A 15,707-nucleotide genomic window follows, 5' to 3' on the forward strand; every position below is an offset into this window, starting at 1 on the left:
GGCTGGGTTCGTCATTGCCGGGATTGGCGGATATGACATTAATAGGTCCAGAAGTGACAAACGCTGCGAGGTTCTCATGAAGACCGTCGATGTAGCCCTGATGCTCTATCCCAATTGCCAGATGGCGTCCGTGCATGGGCTCGAGGATCTCTTTTCAGTCGCCAATCAATATGCGTCCGATCACGGGGGCGCGGTGCGCATCCGCTCCTATCAGTGGTCCCTGGACATGGGGGAGGAAGAGCGACCCGCCTATGTGATCGTGCCGGGGCGATTGACGCCGCCGATGGAGAGGGACGAGGCGCGGGACATTGCCGCCTGGCTGCGCGATTGCCATGGGAATGGGGCGACGATTGCCTCGGTCTGCGTCGGGGCCTTTATTCTTGGGCATAGCGGATTGCTCGATGGCCGGCGGGCGACGACGCATTGGTATTATAGCGAGACGTTCAAGGCGGCGTTTCCGGAAACGCAGCTGGCGCCGGGCGATATTCTCATCGAGGACGGCGATATCATCACGGCGGCGGGGATGATGGCCTGGACTGATCTGGGGCTGCGGCTGGTGCACCGCATTCTTGGGCCGACGGTGATGGCGGATACGGCAAAATTCCTGCTGGTTGATCCGGCAGGGCGCGAGCAGCGGCATTATTCGCGCTTTGCGCCCAACCTGACGCATGGCGACAAAGCAATTTTGAAAGTGCAGCACTGGCTGCAAGGGCGGGCGGGGAAGGAAGTGTCCGTGGAGGCCATGTCGGCTGAGGCGGGATTGGAGACGCGGACCTTTTTGCGGCGGTTTCAGAAGGCGACTGGGGTCAGGCCTACCGAGTATGTGCAGGACCTGCGCGTGGCGCTGGCGCGCGAGAAGCTCGAGTTTAGCCGGGATACAGTGGAACAGATCGCCTGGGACGTCGGGTACAAGGACCCAGCCGCATTTCGGCGCGTGTTCCAGCGCATAACCGGGCTCGGGGTCGGCGCCTATCGCGAGCGGTTCAATGCCAATGCCGCGCTCGGCAACCTCGCCTAAAGAATCCAAGCGCATGCTGGTCTTGGGAGAGGCGTCGCGTCGAACCGAATGGACGTTTGCGGCGTTTAGTTGACGTTTACGTAAAGCTTGCTAGAGTGACGTCAACAAATGCCCCGCCGTGCTCTAGGCCGGCGTGAGGCATAGGGCTGGTTTCATGGAAACCGGTCCAGCGGTTTGGCATGGCGGGCGACGCCTCCAATCTTGGTGTCGCGCCGTCCGAGGAGGACAGTGCAGTGACCCTATTGCTTATCTTGATTGCCGTTGCGGTGTTTGCGACGCTCGCCATGCGCGAAAGCCCGCTCTGGCAATGGGGTGCAGCGGCGGTGGGCATCGGCCTCCTGTCGGGCGTCAATTTCGTGTCGAGCGGAGCGACATTTGGGCTTGGGTTCGGCAGTTGGGTGCTGATTGCTCTCGGCGTCATCCTGCTGGCGCTGAGCCTGGAACCGCTGCGCAAGGCCTTGCTGATCACGCCGATCTTCGGAGCCGTCAAATCCATCCTGCCCAAGGTGAGCCGCACGGAGCAGGAAGCGCTCGATGCCGGCACGGTGGGTTGGGATGCGGAACTGTTTTCGGGGCGTCCGGACTGGGACAAGCTGACGAAAATCCGGCCGCTGACGCTGTCGGCGGAAGAGCAGGCCTTTCTCGACAACGAGACTGAAACCGCCTGCAAGATGATCGACGACTGGGATATTCGTCACAATCGCGCGGACCTTTCGCCTGAGCTTTGGCAGTTCCTGCGCGAAAAAGGCTTTTTGGGCATGCTCATCGGCAAGGAGCACGGCGGCCTCGGTTTTACCGCCCAGGCGCAGTCGATGATCGTGTCGAAGATTGCCAGCCGCTCGGTGGCGGCGGGGATCACCGTCATGGTGCCCAATTCGCTCGGGCCGGGCGAACTCTTGGAAAAATACGGGACACCGGCGCAGAAGGAAAAGTATCTCCACCGCCTCGCGACAGGTCAGGACATTCCCTGCTTTGCGCTGACCGGGGTGCATTCGGGTTCGGATGCCGGCGGCATGCGCGATATCGGCATTGTGCAGAAGGGCATGTGGAACGGGCAGGAAGTGCTCGGCGTCAACCTGACGTTCGACAAGCGCTATATTACGCTCGCGCCGATTGCGACGCTGGTGGGTCTGGCTTTCATCCTAAAGGATCCGGATAATCTGCTCGGTCGTGGGGAAGACATCGGTATCACGCTGGCGCTCATTCCGAGCGATCATCCTGGGCTTGATATCGGCCGTCGCCACTATCCGGCGCGGCAGGCTTTCATGAATGGCCCGGTGCGGGGCAAAGAGATGTTCGTGCCGATCGATTATCTGATCGGCGGCACGGAATATGCCGGGCAGGGCTGGCGCATGCTGATGGAGTGCCTCGCGACGGGCCGCGCCATTTCGCTGCCGGCTATCGGTTCTATCTCGATCAAGGCGACTTTGCGCGCCACCTCGGCCTATGCCCGCGTGCGCCGGCAGTTCGGTATTCCGGTCGGGATCATGGAAGGCGTGGCCGAGCCGCTCGGCGAAATGATCAAGCGTGCCTATAGTTTTGAGGCGGCCCGGCGGTTGACGGCGTCGATGGTCGACGAGGGCCAGCGCCCGGCTGTGATCGCTGGGCTTTTGAAATACACGACGACGGAAGCCATGCGCGACAGCATGGACGATGCCTTCGATATCCAGGGTGGCCGCGCCATTCAGGACGGACCGGGCAACTATCTCTTCGGTGCCTATCAGGCGCTGCCGGTGGCGATCACCGTGGAAGGCGCCAATATCCTGACGCGCACGCTGATGACCTTTGCGCAGGGCGTGCTGCGCGCGCATCCTTACCTGCTCAAGGAAGTGGACGCGGCGCAGAACCGGGATCGCAAGGCCGGGATCGATGCTTTCGACAAGGCGTTTGGTGGGCATACGGCGTTCATGCTGCGCAATATCGTGGCGAGCTTCCTCCATGGCCTCACCAATGGCGCTTTTGCCTCTTCGCCCAATGATGGGCCGATGGCGGGCTGGTATCGAAAGCTGCATCGCTATTCGCAGGATTTTGCACTGGTGGCCGACTGGACCACGGTGGTGCTGGGCGGTGCGCTGAAGCGCAAGCAGAAGCTTTCGGGCCGCATGGCCGACCTTCTTGGCGACCTCTACCTGATGTCTGCGACGCTGAAGCGCTTTGACGAAGAGGGGCGGATTGCCGAAGACAAGGAACTGGTTGAGGCCATCATGGCCGACCGGATCGCGTCCATCGAGAAGAGCTTTGGCGAAGTCTTTGATAACTTCCCCAATCCCTTCTTTGCCTGGGCCATGCGCATTCTCTGCTTCCCGCTCGGGCGGCATGCCAAGCGGGCCAGCGATCGGGTCAATTATCGCTTCGTGCGTGCCGTGCTGCGGCCTGGCGCCTTCCGCGATCGGTTGACCACGGGCGTTTACGTCACGACGGACCCAAATGATGTCACAGGCGTTCTCGAAGATGCCTTCATTAAGGTGACCGAGGCCGAGGATATCGAGGCCCGGTTCGTGAAAGCGTCGCGCCGGGGCGTGTTCGAACGGCGGCTCGATCGCGATGCCATCGTTGATGCGGTCAAGGCCGGGGTCATCAATGACAATGAAGCCGGCATCATGCGGGCGGCGGACGAGGCGACGGAACGGGCGGTGCATGTCGACGATTTCGACAAGGATGTTTTGAAGCATACCGAGCCGCGCGCGGCAGCCGAATAAAAAAGCCGGCGGATCGACAGGGAATACCGAGGAGCAAGCATGATCGCCCCACAGGCAACCGACACCAAGCACTGGAGTTTTCACACCGATATCGAGAATATCGGCTGGCTCACCATCAATTCACCAGGCGGACCGGTGAATGTGCTGAGCCGCGAAGCGATCATGGAACTCGAAACGCTTGTGGCGCGGTTCGAAGACCTTGCCAATAGCAAGGAACTGGTCGGTGTGGTGCTGCTCTCGGGCAAGGAGAGCGGGTTTATTGCCGGGGCCGACGTCAGCGAATTCGACGCGATGAGCGATTTTTCGGTGCTGCCGGAGGCGTTGCGGCGTACCCATGCGCTGTTTGCGCGGATCGAGAATCTCAAGATCCCGTTCGTGGCCGGCATTCATGGGTTCTGCCTTGGTGGCGGGCTCGAACTGGCTTTGGCATGCCACTACCGCATTGCGGTCAATGACGACAAAACCCGCATTGGCTTCCCCGAGGTCAATCTGGGGATTTTCCCGGGCTTTGGCGGTACGGGGCGTTCCATTCGCCAGGCGGGGCCCGTGGACGCCATGCAGATCATGCTGACCGGCAAGATGTTGAAGGCTGGCGCGGCGCGGGGGCTTAATCTCGTCGACAAGCTCGTACGGCATCGCGACATGCTGCGCTGGGAAGGCCGCAAGGCGGTGCTGCAGAACCGCAAGTCGCAGCCAGCAGGCTTTGTGAAGCGCGCTATGGCCGGGCCACTGCTGCGCGACTATGTCGCCAACAAGATGCGCGAGGAGGTCGGCAAGAAGGCCAATCGGGTCAATTATCCGGCGCCCTATGCGCTGATCGAGCTCTTTGAAAAGCACGGGAATGACTGGCAGGCCATGGTGCGGGGCGAGGTCGATGCCTTTGTGCCGCTGATGGGCTCGCCGACGGCGACGAATTTGCGGCGCGTGTTCTTCATGTCCGAGGGGCTGAAGAAGCAAGGCCTCAAGGGCGCGAAGTTTTCGCGGGTGCATGTCATTGGGGCCGGCGTCATGGGCGGCGATATTGCGGCCTGGTGCGCCTATCGCGGCATGAGTGTCACTTTGCAGGACCTCGACATGGCGCGCATTCAGCCAGCGCTCGATCGGGCCAAGAAACTGTTCCAGAAGCGCTACAAGAAAAAGCGTGAGGTCGATGCGGCGATGCTGCGGTTGACCGCTGACCCGCAGGGCAATGGCGTGCCGCGGGCCGATGTAATCATCGAGGCGGTGGTCGAAAAGCTTGAGGTGAAGCAGTCGATCTTTTCGGGCGTGGAAGGCAGGCTGAAGCCGGGCGCGATTCTTGCGACCAATACCTCTTCCATCGAGCTGGAGCGGATTGCCGAAGCACTGAAGGAACCGGGAAGGTTGATTGGCCTGCACTTCTTCAACCCCGTGGCGCAACTGCCGCTGGTTGAGGTGATCAAGTCGAAGTTCAATTCGGATGAAGCGATCGGCAAGGGCGCGAGCTTTGCGCTGGCTATCGGCAAGTCGCCGGTGGTGGTGAAGTCCGCGCCGGGCTTTTTGGTCAATCGTGTGCTGATGCCCTATATGCTGGGCGCCGTGGAACGGGTCGAGCGCGGCGAGAGCAAGGAATTGCTCGATGCGGCGGCGGTGGCCTTCGGCATGCCCATGGGGCCGATCGAACTCATGGATACGGTGGGGCTCGATGTCGGCAAGTCGGTGGCGACGGAATTGGGTCATTCGGTGCCTAGCGACAGCAAGTTTGCGCGGTTGATTGCCGAGGGCAAATTGGGCCGCAAGAGCAATGAGGGTTTTTACAAGTGGGAGAACGGCAAGGCCGTGAAGGGCTCGACGCCGCCCTATGCTGATCTCGTGGCGCTTGGCCGCGAGCTGGTGAAGCCGCTGGTCGATATGACGGAAGTGGTTTTGAGCGAGGGCGTCGTTGCCAATGCCGATCTGGCCGATGTCGGCGTCATCATGGGTACGGGCTTTGCGCCATTCCTTGGCGGGCCATTGCGCGCACGCGCCGATGGCCGGGCCTAAGGGGGAACAAAAGAATGACTGAACTCAAGCGCGTTGCCATTGTCGGCTCGGCCCGTATTCCCTTTGCCCGCGGTGGCACGGCCTATGCGGATGAAACCAATCTTTCCATGCTCGCGACGACCCTGGGTGGTCTTGCGGACAAGTATGGGCTTAGGGGTGAGAAGGTGGATGAGGTGATTGCCGGCGCGGTGATCAACCACTCTCGCGATTTCAATATTGCGCGCGAAGCGCTGCTCGATGCCGGTTTTTCGCCACGCACGCCGGGTACGACGCTGCAGATCGCCTGCGGCACGAGCCTGCAGGCCGCACTGGTGCTGGCGGGCAAGATTGCCTCGGGTCAGATCGACAGCGGTATTGCCGCAGGCTCCGATACGGTTTCGGATAGCCCCATCGTTTTTGGCTCGAAATTCCAGCATCGGCTGCTGGCGGCCAATGCGGCGAAGACCGGTGGCCAGAAATTCAAGGCGTTCACCAAGGGCTTTTCCTTTGGCGAATTGACGCCGGTGGCGCCTTCGGTCAATGAGCCGCGCACCGGCATGTCCATGGGGCAGCATTGCGAATTGATGGCCCGCGAATGGGGTATTTCGCGAAGGGCGCAGGATGAATTGGCGGTGGCTAGTCATCAGAATGCGGCAAAGGCCTATGACGAGGGGTTCCATGATGACCTGCTCGTCCAGTGTGCGGGTCTCGTGCGCGACAACAATGTTCGGGCTGACAGCAACCTCGACAAGATGTCGACGCTGAAGCCGGCCTTCGACAAGTCTTCGGGCCATGGCACTTTGACGGCCGGCAATTCGACGCCGCTGACGGATGGCGCTTCGAGCGTGCTGCTGGCGAGCGAAGAATGGGCCAAGGCGCGTGGGCTGCCGATCCTGGCCTATTTGACCGTGGGCCGCGTTGCCGGCAATGATTTTGCGCATGGCGAGGGCCTTCTTATGGCGCCGACAATTGCGGTGTCTGAAATGCTTCAGCGCGCCGGCCTCGGCTTTGCCGATATCGACTATTTTGAGCTGCACGAGGCTTTTGCGGCGCAGGTTCTGTGTACGCTCAAGGCATGGAAAGACCCGACTTACTGCAAGGACGTGCTCGGTCGCGATGCGGTTCTGGGCGAAATCGACCCTGCAAAAATCAATGTGAAGGGATCGAGCCTTGCCTATGGCCATCCCTTCGCGGCGACCGGTGCGCGCATTCTCGGCGTTACGGCAAAGCTCTTGTCTGAGCAGTCAAACAAAAGAGCGTTGATTTCGGTGTGCACGGCGGGTGGCATGGGCGTCGCGGCGCTGGTAGAAAGCGCGGCATGAGTGACAATGTCGTAAAATTCCGCCGGCCCGAAAAGCAGCCCGAACCGCCAAAGGTTCGGCCGCCCCGAGGCCCCATGCCGAACTGGCTGCCCTTTGCTGTGCTTTTGGCTTTGGCGCTGGTTATCTATTTCGTCCAGCAGGCCGGCCTTATCGGCTGACGCCCTGCGCCAATTCGCCCCACGGAAAGTTCAAAGGCACTGCTGCGCCCCACGCAGCGGTGCCTTTTCGTCTTCCGGCAGGTTTGCGGAAAGTGCTGCTGCCAAACAATTGTGAAGTGAAAAGCCTTGCTATCGCTTCCGAGATGTTAACAAAAAGACGCACGTTTACGCTTAGGTCAATGTTTTGCTTGTCAGTGGACGCTTTTGCAAGATACCATCCAGCAATCTTGACCGAAGGGACAAACCCTTTGCGTAAGGGGTGGAGCCGCGTGGGCAAACATGCGGGTCAACAAGCTCAAGAATTCCACAAGGAGATGGGACGAGAATGAAGTTCACCACTGCCATTAAGGCGATTGCGACTGCCGGCGCCATGGCGCTGATGATGTCGACGGCGGCTTCCGCCGTGACCCTGCAGATGCACAATGGTGGCGATCCGGGCACGCTGGATCCGCACAAGGCCTCGGGCGACTGGGAAAACCGCGTTATCGGCGACTATATCGAGGGTCTGCTCACCGAGAATGCCAAGGCTGAAGCCATTCCGGGCCAGGCCGAGAGCTGGGAAATCTCGGAAGACGGCACCGTCTACACCTTCAAGCTGCGTGATGGCATTCAGTGGTCCGATGGCACTCCGGTGACCGCCGGCGACTTCGTCTTCGCCTTCCAGCGTCTGTTCAATCCGGCAACGGCTGCGGACTACGCTTACCTGCAGTTCCCGATCAAGAACTCGGAAAAGATCAACTCGGGTGAAATCACCGATTTCAACGAGCTCGGCGTCAAGGCCATCGACGACAAGACGCTCGAAATCACCCTCGAAGCGCCGACCCCTTTCTTCCTCGATGCGCTGACCCACTACACCGCCTATCCGGTGCCGAAGCATCTCGTCGAGAAGCTGGGCGATGACTGGACCAAGGTGGAAAACATCGTCGGCAACGGCCCGTACCTGATCAAGGAATGGCTGCCGGGCTCCTATGTCCGTTCGGAAAAGAACGCTGACTATTACGATGCCGCCAATGTCCAGATCGACGAAGTGTTTTATCACGTCCTCGAAGATCAGGCCGCAGCGCTCAACCGCTACCGCGCTGGCGAATTCGACATCCTGACCGACTTCCCGGCCGACCAGTATCAGTGGCTGCAGGACAATATGCCGGGCCAGGCACACGTGGTGCCGTTCCTCGGCGTCTACTACTACGTGATGAACCAGGAAGAGGGCCAGGTGCTCTCCGACGTCCGTATCCGCGAGGCGCTCTCGACCACCGTCGTGCGCGAAGTGATCGGGCCGGATATCCTGGGCACGGGCGAACTGCCGGCCTATGGCTGGGTCCCGCCGGGCACCAACAACTATGTCGAAAACGCCTATCACCCTGCCTGGGCCGATACGCCCTACGAAGAGCGCGTCGAGCACGCCAAGGAACTGATGACCGAAGCCGGTTACGGTCCCGACAAGCCGCTCACCCTGCAGCTTCGCTACAACACCAATGACAACCACCAGCGTATCGCCGTGGCGATTGCCGCCATGTGGGAGCCGATCGGTGTGAAGGTCGAGTTGTTCAACGCCGAAACCGCCGTTCACTACGACGCCCTGCGCGCCGGTGACTTCCAGGTTGGCCGCGCCGGCTGGCTGCTCGACTACAACGATCCGTCCAACACGCTTGACCTCCTGAAGAAGGGCGTCGATCAGGCCGGTACGATGAACTGGGGCAATAATTACGGCCGTTATGCGAACGACGAGTTCAACGCGCTGATGGTCCAGGCTTCGACCGAACTCGATCTCGTCGCCCGTGGCGAACTTCTCGCCCAGGCCGAAAAGATCGCCATGGACGAATTCGCTGCGATCCCGATCTACTGGTACGTGTCCAAGGACGTCGTGTCGCCGAAGATTTCGGGCTTCGAAGAGAACGCCAAGAACATCTTCCGCACCCGCTGGCTCTCGAAGTCGGAATAAGCGGATAGAATGAGATCGTGGGGGCCAGCGGCCCCCACGGTTCTTTTGCCGTATAGCGCCCTCCGGTCTTTCCGTTTCCGGCGCTTCCGGAGGTTTATTGGAGCATCGAACTCTTCCGAAAACCGCTTCGCACTTTTCGGTCCGATGCCCTTGGAGTCCTAACACATGTTGGCCTATGCCTTCCGGCGCGTGCTTTCGGCCATTCCGATTGCACTGATCGCCGTTACAGTCTGTTTTTTCATCCTTCGCCTGGCGCCCGGTGGCCCCTTCGATGGCGAGCGCGCGCTGCCGCCGACCGTCCTGGCGAACCTGCGCGCCCATTACAGCCTCGATCAACCGCTGATCATGCAGTACTTCATCTATGTGGGACGGCTGCTCCAGGGTGATCTGGGCCCCTCGATGGTCATCGACGGCTTCCGCGTGGCGGACCTGATCCGCATCGGTTTCCCCTTCACGCTGACCCTGGCGCTCTATGCTTTCGTGATCGCCACGGCCATCGGTATCGTCGCGGGCATGCTCTCTGCGGTGTACCAGAACAAGTGGCCTGACTATGTCATGGTGCTGGTCGTGATGATCGGCGTGGTCATTCCCAATTTCCTCAACGCGGCGCTGTTGCAGCTGGTTTTTGGCGTGCATCTGGGTTGGCTGCCGGCGGGGGGGTGGGTCTCGGGCTCGGTCGCCCATCTGGTGTTGCCCGTTACGGTTCTTGCCTGGCCCCATGCCGCGCGTATCAGCCGGCTCATGCGCGGCTCGATGATCGAAGTGCTGGGTTCCAACTACGTGCGCACGGCGCGCGCCAAGGGTCTGGGTGAACGCCTCGTCCTCGCGCGGCACGCCATCAAGCCGGCGCTCCTGCCGGTTGTGTCCTATCTCGGACCGGGCCTTTCCTATCTTCTCACCGGCTCGCTGGCCGTCGAGCAGATTTTCGGCCTTCCCGGCATCGGCAAGTATTTTGTGACCGCGGCGCTCAACCGCGACTATGGCATCGTGCTCGGCACGACGATCCTCTACATGTTCATCATCCTCGCCCTCAATCTCATCGTCGACCTGGTCTATGCCTGGCTCGACCCCAAGGTGAGGTATCGCTGATGCCCGGCCTTACCGGTAAAGATACGGTCCTGACGGACTATGCCAACAAGCTGGCTGTGCTCGACGCGCCCAAGGGCCGTTCCCTGACGCAGGACGCCCTGCGGCGCCTGTCGAAGAACAAGGCCGCAGTGGTCTCGATCGGCATCGTCGTGCTGATCATTCTCGTTGCCTTCATCGGCCCCTTTTTCGTGCCGTGGGGCTATTCGGAAGTCGACTGGACCTCGATCCGCAAGCCGCCCGATTTCGACAAGGGCCACTATTTCGGCACCGACCAGAATGGTCGTGACATGCTTGCCCGCGTGCTGCAGGGCACGCAGATGAGCCTGATCGTGGCGGCGGTGGCAACTGTGGTTTCGGTTACCATCGGCGTCATCTATGGCGCGGTGTCGGGCTACTTTGGTGGTCGCGTCGACGCGCTGATGATGCGCTTCGTCGACGTGATGTATGCGCTGCCCTATATCCTCTTCGTCATCATCCTGGTGGTGATGTTCGGGCGCAATCCGGTGCTGCTCTTTGTCGGTATCGGTGCCATCGAATGGCTGACCATGGCGCGCATCGTGCGTGGGCAGACCCTCTCCATCAAGGAGAAGGAGTTCATCGAGGCGGCGCGTGCGAGCGGTGCAAAGCCTTTTGCCATCATCATGCGCCACATCGTGCCCAATCTCTCCGGGCCCGTGGTGATCTATGCGACCCTGACGATCCCCGAGATCATCATCGCGGAGAGCTTCCTTTCCTATCTCGGCCTTGGTGTGCAGGAGCCGCAGACCTCGCTCGGCACGCTGATCTCCGCCGGTGCGCCGGTAGCTGAAGTTCTGCCCTGGATGCTCCTGGGACCGGCTGTCGTGCTCGTCACGCTGCTGCTCTGCCTCACCTATATCGGCGACGGTCTGCGCGACGCGCTCGACCCGAAAGACCGGTAAGGAGGCACATCATGGCATTGCTAGAAGTCAAAAATCTCAAGATCGATTTCCTCACGCATGATGGCACCGTCCATGCCGTGAAAGATCTTTCCTACACGCTCGAAAAGGGCAAGACGCTCGCCATCGTCGGCGAAAGCGGCTCAGGCAAGACCCAGGGCGCCTTTGCGCTGATGGGGCTGCTGCCCAAGAACGGAAGGGCCTCGGGCTCGGTCATGTTCGACGGCAAGGAAATCCTCAATCTCCCGACCAAGGAGCTGAGGTCCTATCGCGCCGAGCGCATCGGGATCATTTTTCAGGACCCGATGACCTCGCTCAATCCCTATCTCCGCATTTCGCGGCAGATGACGGAAGTGCTGGAACTGCACCGTGGCATGAGCCACGCGGCAGCGCTGGCCGAGAGCGTACGCATGCTCGAGGCGGTGCGCATTCCGGATGCCAAGAACCGCGTGCATATGTATCCGCACGAGTTTTCGGGCGGTATGCGGCAGCGCGTGATGATCGCCATGGCGCTGCTCTGCAGCCCCGAACTGCTCATCGCCGACGAACCGACCACGGCGCTCGACGTGACCGTTCAGGCCGAGATCATCGATCTCCTCGTCGACCTGCAGGAAGATTTCAACACCGCGATCATCCTCATCACCCACGATCTCGGCATCGTGGCGGGCACCTGCGAGGACACGCTTGTGATGTTCGACGGTCGGGTGATGGAATATCGCAAGACCGCCGATATCTTCGACAATCCCGAGCATCCCTATACGCAGGGGCTTCTTGCGGCAGTGCCGCGTCTCGACCGGAAGGTGGAACGCCTCTCGACCGTTTCCTACGACTTTATGGCCGCAAAGGGTGAAGCATGAGCGCGGGCGAAAGAGAACCCATCCTCAGGGTGCGTGACCTATCGGTGGAATTCACCATTGGTTCGGGCGGCCTGTTTGGCGGCAAGAAAATCCTGCGCGCGGTCAAAGGCGTGTCCTTCGACCTCTACCAGGGCGAAACCCTCGGTATCGTGGGCGAGAGCGGCTGCGGCAAGTCGACCCTGTCGCGAGCGATCATCCGGCTCCTGCCCGCCACTGCGGGCGAGGCCGTATGGCTCGGGCGCGATATCCAGAAGATGAACTCGAACGAGCTTCTGGACCTGCGCAAGGACATCCAGATGATTTTTCAGGATCCTCTGGCCTCGCTCAATCCGCGCATGACGGCCGGCGATATCATTGCAGAGCCGCTCAAGATCCACATGCCCAATATCGGCAAGGCGGAGCGGGCGGTTCGGGTCGCCGAAATGATGCAGAAGGTCGGGTTGCTGCCCAGCATGATCAACAAATATCCGCACGAGTTTTCGGGCGGACAATGCCAGCGTATCGGCATTGCGCGGGCGCTGATCACCAATCCCAAGCTGATCATCTGCGACGAAGCCGTGTCGGCACTCGACGTGTCGATCCGCGCGCAGGTGGTCAACCTGTTGATGGACCTGCAGAAGGAACTGGGCATTTCGCTGTTGTTCATTTCGCACGACATCGCCGTCGTCCGGCACATCGCCCAGCGCATCATGGTGCTCTATTTCGGCGAAGTGGTCGAGATCGGCGAGGCCGAGCAGGTGACCATGGATCCGCACCACGACTATACCAAGCGCTTGATCGCTTCGGTGCCGGTACCCGACCCCAAGGTGGAAATGGAACGCCGCGAGGAACGGCGGCGCCTGCGCAGGGCAGCGGCAAAAGCGGCATAGAGACGAAAAGGCCGGGGAGACCCGGCCTTTTTCTTAAAGCAGGTCTCCCGAAAGTGGGTACCGGTTTCGGGATAAAGACATGCGTAAAACCAAAGACCTAAAGCGCATGGAGCGAATCTGAAAGATCGCGACGCGCTTTAGGTTCGATAATCCGTCAGGGTTGGATTGAGCTGGGAAAAGACGGTGCGGGCAATGGCCTGCAATTTTTCGGCCGGGTAGGGGGCGGTAATGGTGCAACTGATCGCCGCATCGGCCCAGAACAGCGCCGTGTCGAGGCCGAGATTGGCCAGCTCATAGGTCGGCGTATTGGGGCCGGGCGAGGGGGTTACGTAAAGCGTCAGGCGTGCGCCGGTCGTGTCTTCGTACATGAGTTGGGCGGCGCGGCCGCCGGGGACGTTGGGCGCCGGAAGCAGGCGGCCGCCGAGGAAGGCGAGGCCCGAGGCGCTGAGATCGGGCATGGCGAGGGTGGTCTGCAGGCGGTTGGAAAGCCAGGAAGACAGGTGCTCGCTATCGTCGCCATTCACTTCCACGGCGTGGCGGTTTTCCAGCACATAGACGGTATGGGCGCTGACGGCGTCGGCGATGAGGCGATCGGCAATATCAGGCGTGTCCACCTGACCGCGCAGCAGCCAGCCGGAGCCGAGGCCTAGTCCGACAAGGACGACAGCGGCGGCAGCGCGGGTCCAGATTTGGCTGCGGCGCTTTTCTCGGGATTGCAGCAGCTTTTCGACCGAGAGGCGGGGCGGCACGGGTTCGGCAGCAACGGGGCCATAGAGCGTGCGAATGGCATTGGCCTGGCGCTGCATCAGGGCGACTTCCGCGGCGGCGTCGGCGTGGTCGGCAAGATAGGCGTCCACGTCCGCACGCTCGGCGGGGGTGAGCGCGCCATCGGCATAGGCCATCAATGTGTCGCGGGTAATCTCGCTCATTTCACGGTTCTTAAATGCGGTTCGGAGGGTGTGCCAGTCAGCGTTTTCAGGGCGGCGCGGGCCCTGCCAAGGCGGCTCATCAGCGTGCCCAGGGGAATATCGAGAATTGCTGCCGCTTCGGCATAGGGCAGGCCTTCGAGGGTTACCAGCAGCAGGGCCTCCTTCTGTTCGTGGGGCAGCATGCCTATGGCGCGGTCGAGTTCGGCGAGCGCCATATGGCCGGGCTGCGGAGCCGGCACCGAGGGCTCGGGAATATCGGCAAAATCCACCACCTCGCCGCGGCGGCGAGAGCCACGCAAGCTGTTGCGATGGACATTGACCAGAATGGTAAAAAGCCAGGCGCGGACCGGACCTTTGGGCGGGAAGAGGCCGCGCTTGGCGAGGGCCCGTTCGAGGCAATCCTGCACGAGGTCGTCGGCGCGATCGAAGTCGCGCGTCAACGCCCGGGCATATCGCCTGAGCGCCGGCACGGCGGCCTCGATCTCATGCAGGATGTCGACCAATCAGGCCTCGCATCTCGATGGATCATCCGTTTGAAGAAACGGACGACCCACCATCGACTTTCTTGGGCGCGATTTCGAACCGGAAAAGTGGTGTCCACTTTTCCTGAAAACGCTCTTATTCGATGGCAAGATGCCAGACGCCACCGACGCCGTCACCCTTGATGTCGCCGGGGGCGGTGTCTTCGACCCAGTAATAAAGCGGCATGGACTTGTAGGCCCACATCTTGGTGCCGTCAGTACGGTCGACGAGGGTGAAGTCGCCTTCGGCTGCTGCCGATGCGTCGGCGAAGAGCGGCGGCCACTTTTCGGCGCAGGTGTCATAGCAATTGGTGACGCCGGCCGTGTCCTTGTCGAAGATGTAGAGCGCCATGCCATTGGCATCAGTAAGAACCATCTTGCCGCCGATATCGGTGGATTTGACCGCGCCGCCGAGATAGTCGGTGGCAAAAGTCGGGGCGACGATGAGGCAGAGGGCCGTGGCTCCGGCCAGAAGCGAACGCAGGATCATATTTTTTCTCCTCGCAGCAGGGGCTTGATGCGCCTGCATTGAGAAGAACACCGGGGCGCCGGGTTTAATCCCGAAGGATCACGAATTTTCTTCGGTGAAGCGGACGGCGCCGATATGGGGGAGGTTGCGGTTGCGCTGGGCGTAGTCGATGCCGTAGCCGACGACGAAGCGGTCGGGGATTTCGAAGCCCAGCCATTTGGCGTGGATTTCGGTTTCGCGGCGGCTTGGCTTTGAGAGCAGGGCGCAGACTTCCATGCGGCGGGGGTGGCGCGTTTCGAGGATTTCGAGGACGTGCTTGAGGGTGTGCCCGGTGTCGATAATGTCTTCTACAACAAGGACATCGCGGCCGGCGATCTCGCCGCGCAGGTCTTTCAAAATGCGCACTTCGCGGCTCGATTCCATGGAATTTCCGTAGGACGAGGCTTCGAGGAAATCGACTTCGACGGGCAGGTCGAGTTCGCGGACGAGGTCGGCAATGAAGATGAAGGAGCCGCGGAGGAGCCCGACGACGACCAGCTTTTCCGTGTCGGCGAAGTGGGTGGAGATCTCTTTGGCGAGCGCTTCGACGCGGGCGGCGATGGCTTTGGCGGAGATCAGTTCGTCGACGATGTAGGGCTTTTGGGTCATGGCGAGTCCGAGTAGCGCAAGCGCGAGACTGTTAGCAGACTGTTGCCATCGAGGGTAGCGGCTGGTGGAATAGGTCACAGAACGGCGATGTCCCCGGAGGTGATCCAGAGGCATCGGTGTTTGCTGCCGCCATTCTTGAGGGTGAACCCTTGGAGCGAGGCGGAGGGCGTCGGTGTTTGTGGAGGCTGTTTACTGGAAACTGTCCGCGGGAGACTATCTGCCGGAGACCATCTGCCGGAGACGGCTTAAGCGGCCCCAAGGGCGTCGGTGTTTGTGGCGGCTGTCTACT

14 protein-coding genes are annotated in these 15,707 nt (G+C 61.0%); 10 read left to right on the forward strand and 4 right to left on the reverse strand.

Translation table 11 applies throughout. The features are described from left to right. The first annotated feature begins 76 nt into the window (after positions 1-76). The 10 genes from JP75_RS22085 (at position 77) to JP75_RS22125 (ending at position 12,851) form a co-directional block, all read left to right on the forward strand. A complete protein-coding gene (locus tag JP75_RS22085; RefSeq protein WP_035086976.1) occupies positions 77-1,018 on the forward strand; it encodes a GlxA family transcriptional regulator in 942 nt (313 codons plus the stop codon). Positions 1,019-1,251: 233 nt separating this feature from the next. Next, complete coding sequence (locus JP75_RS22090; protein WP_035087020.1) at positions 1,252-3,717, forward strand: acyl-CoA dehydrogenase; 2,466 nt, start codon at positions 1,252-1,254, stop codon at positions 3,715-3,717. 39 nt (positions 3,718-3,756) lie between these two features. After that, positions 3,757-5,718 (forward strand): 3-hydroxyacyl-CoA dehydrogenase NAD-binding domain-containing protein, encoded by a 1,962-nt coding sequence (locus tag JP75_RS22095; protein ID WP_035086977.1) that lies wholly within the window; start codon positions 3,757-3,759, stop codon positions 5,716-5,718. 14 nt (positions 5,719-5,732) lie between these two features. Further along, positions 5,733-7,019 carry an acetyl-CoA C-acetyltransferase gene (locus tag JP75_RS22100; RefSeq protein ID WP_035086978.1) on the forward strand — a complete coding sequence of 429 codons (1,287 nt, stop codon included), beginning with the start codon at positions 5,733-5,735 and terminating at the stop codon, positions 7,017-7,019. Then, on the forward strand, positions 7,016-7,177 hold the full coding sequence (locus JP75_RS26670) for a hypothetical protein (protein WP_160194759.1): 162 nt from the start codon (positions 7,016-7,018) through the stop codon (positions 7,175-7,177). Before JP75_RS22100 ends, JP75_RS26670 begins: the two co-directional genes overlap by 4 nt. 325 nt (positions 7,178-7,502) lie before the next feature. Further along, positions 7,503-9,119, forward strand: a complete 1,617-nt coding sequence (locus JP75_RS22105; RefSeq protein WP_035086980.1) for a peptide ABC transporter substrate-binding protein — start codon at positions 7,503-7,505, stop codon at positions 9,117-9,119. Between the two features lie 165 nt (positions 9,120-9,284). After that, on the forward strand, positions 9,285-10,208 hold the full coding sequence (locus tag JP75_RS22110) for an ABC transporter permease (RefSeq protein WP_035086981.1): 924 nt from the start codon (positions 9,285-9,287) through the stop codon (positions 10,206-10,208). Further along, positions 10,208-11,128, forward strand: a complete 921-nt coding sequence (locus JP75_RS22115; RefSeq protein WP_084587865.1) for an ABC transporter permease — start codon at positions 10,208-10,210, stop codon at positions 11,126-11,128. The genes JP75_RS22110 and JP75_RS22115 overlap by 1 nt, the downstream gene beginning before the upstream one ends. Positions 11,129-11,139: 11 nt before the next feature. After that, on the forward strand, positions 11,140-11,982 hold the full coding sequence (locus JP75_RS22120; protein WP_051961161.1) for an ATP-binding cassette domain-containing protein: 843 nt from the start codon (positions 11,140-11,142) through the stop codon (positions 11,980-11,982). After that, the gene (locus JP75_RS22125) at positions 11,979-12,851 is read left to right on the forward strand and encodes an ABC transporter ATP-binding protein (protein WP_084587866.1); all 873 of its coding nucleotides are present in this window, start codon (positions 11,979-11,981) and stop codon (positions 12,849-12,851) included. Before JP75_RS22120 ends, JP75_RS22125 begins: the two co-directional genes overlap by 4 nt. Positions 12,852-12,988: 137 nt before the next feature. Here the strand turns inward: JP75_RS22125 and JP75_RS22130 are convergent, their stop codons facing one another. The 4 genes from JP75_RS22130 to hpt form a co-directional block, all read right to left on the reverse strand. Then, positions 12,989-13,780, reverse strand: a complete 792-nt coding sequence (locus tag JP75_RS22130) for an anti-sigma factor family protein (protein ID WP_035086982.1) — start codon at positions 13,778-13,780, stop codon at positions 12,989-12,991. Next, positions 13,777-14,283: a sigma-70 family RNA polymerase sigma factor gene (locus JP75_RS22135; RefSeq protein WP_035086984.1), complete on the reverse strand. Its 507-nt coding sequence runs from the start codon at positions 14,281-14,283 to the stop codon at positions 13,777-13,779. Before JP75_RS22135 ends, JP75_RS22130 begins: the two co-directional genes overlap by 4 nt. Positions 14,284-14,398: 115 nt before the next feature. Beyond that, positions 14,399-14,791 carry a COG4315 family predicted lipoprotein gene (locus JP75_RS22140; protein WP_152565949.1) on the reverse strand — a complete coding sequence of 131 codons (393 nt, stop codon included), beginning with the start codon at positions 14,789-14,791 and terminating at the stop codon, positions 14,399-14,401. Positions 14,792-14,869: 78 nt separating this feature from the next. Continuing rightward, on the reverse strand, positions 14,870-15,418 hold the full coding sequence (gene hpt, locus JP75_RS22145; protein ID WP_035086985.1) for a hypoxanthine phosphoribosyltransferase: 549 nt from the start codon (positions 15,416-15,418) through the stop codon (positions 14,870-14,872). Between the last annotated feature and the right edge of the window lie 289 nt (positions 15,419-15,707).

Source organism: Devosia riboflavina (assembly GCF_000743575.1).
In the GTDB taxonomy this organism is placed as follows: Bacteria; Pseudomonadota; Alphaproteobacteria; order Rhizobiales; family Devosiaceae; genus Devosia; species Devosia riboflavina.

Excerpts from the sequence above, each read along its gene's own strand:
- JP75_RS22085 (WP_035086976.1), top strand. The coding sequence starts at position 77 with ATGAAGACCGTCGATGTAGCCCTGATGCTCTATCCCAATTGCCAGATG.
- JP75_RS22100 (WP_035086978.1), top strand. The coding sequence starts at position 5,733 with ATGACTGAACTCAAGCGCGTTGCCATTGTCGGCTCGGCCCGTATTCCC.
- JP75_RS22095 (WP_035086977.1), top strand. The coding sequence starts at position 3,757 with ATGATCGCCCCACAGGCAACCGACACCAAGCACTGGAGTTTTCACACC.
- JP75_RS26670 (WP_160194759.1), top strand. The coding sequence starts at position 7,016 with ATGAGTGACAATGTCGTAAAATTCCGCCGGCCCGAAAAGCAGCCCGAA.
- JP75_RS22115 (WP_084587865.1), top strand. The coding sequence starts at position 10,208 with ATGCCCGGCCTTACCGGTAAAGATACGGTCCTGACGGACTATGCCAAC.
- JP75_RS22130 (WP_035086982.1), bottom strand. The coding sequence starts at position 13,780 with ATGAGCGAGATTACCCGCGACACATTGATGGCCTATGCCGATGGCGCG.
- JP75_RS22140 (WP_152565949.1), bottom strand. The coding sequence starts at position 14,791 with ATGATCCTGCGTTCGCTTCTGGCCGGAGCCACGGCCCTCTGCCTCATC.
- JP75_RS22105 (WP_035086980.1), top strand. The coding sequence starts at position 7,503 with ATGAAGTTCACCACTGCCATTAAGGCGATTGCGACTGCCGGCGCCATG.
- hpt (WP_035086985.1), bottom strand. The coding sequence starts at position 15,418 with ATGACCCAAAAGCCCTACATCGTCGACGAACTGATCTCCGCCAAAGCC.
- JP75_RS22125 (WP_084587866.1), top strand. The coding sequence starts at position 11,979 with ATGAGCGCGGGCGAAAGAGAACCCATCCTCAGGGTGCGTGACCTATCG.
- JP75_RS22120 (WP_051961161.1), top strand. The coding sequence starts at position 11,140 with ATGGCATTGCTAGAAGTCAAAAATCTCAAGATCGATTTCCTCACGCAT.
- JP75_RS22110 (WP_035086981.1), top strand. The coding sequence starts at position 9,285 with ATGTTGGCCTATGCCTTCCGGCGCGTGCTTTCGGCCATTCCGATTGCA.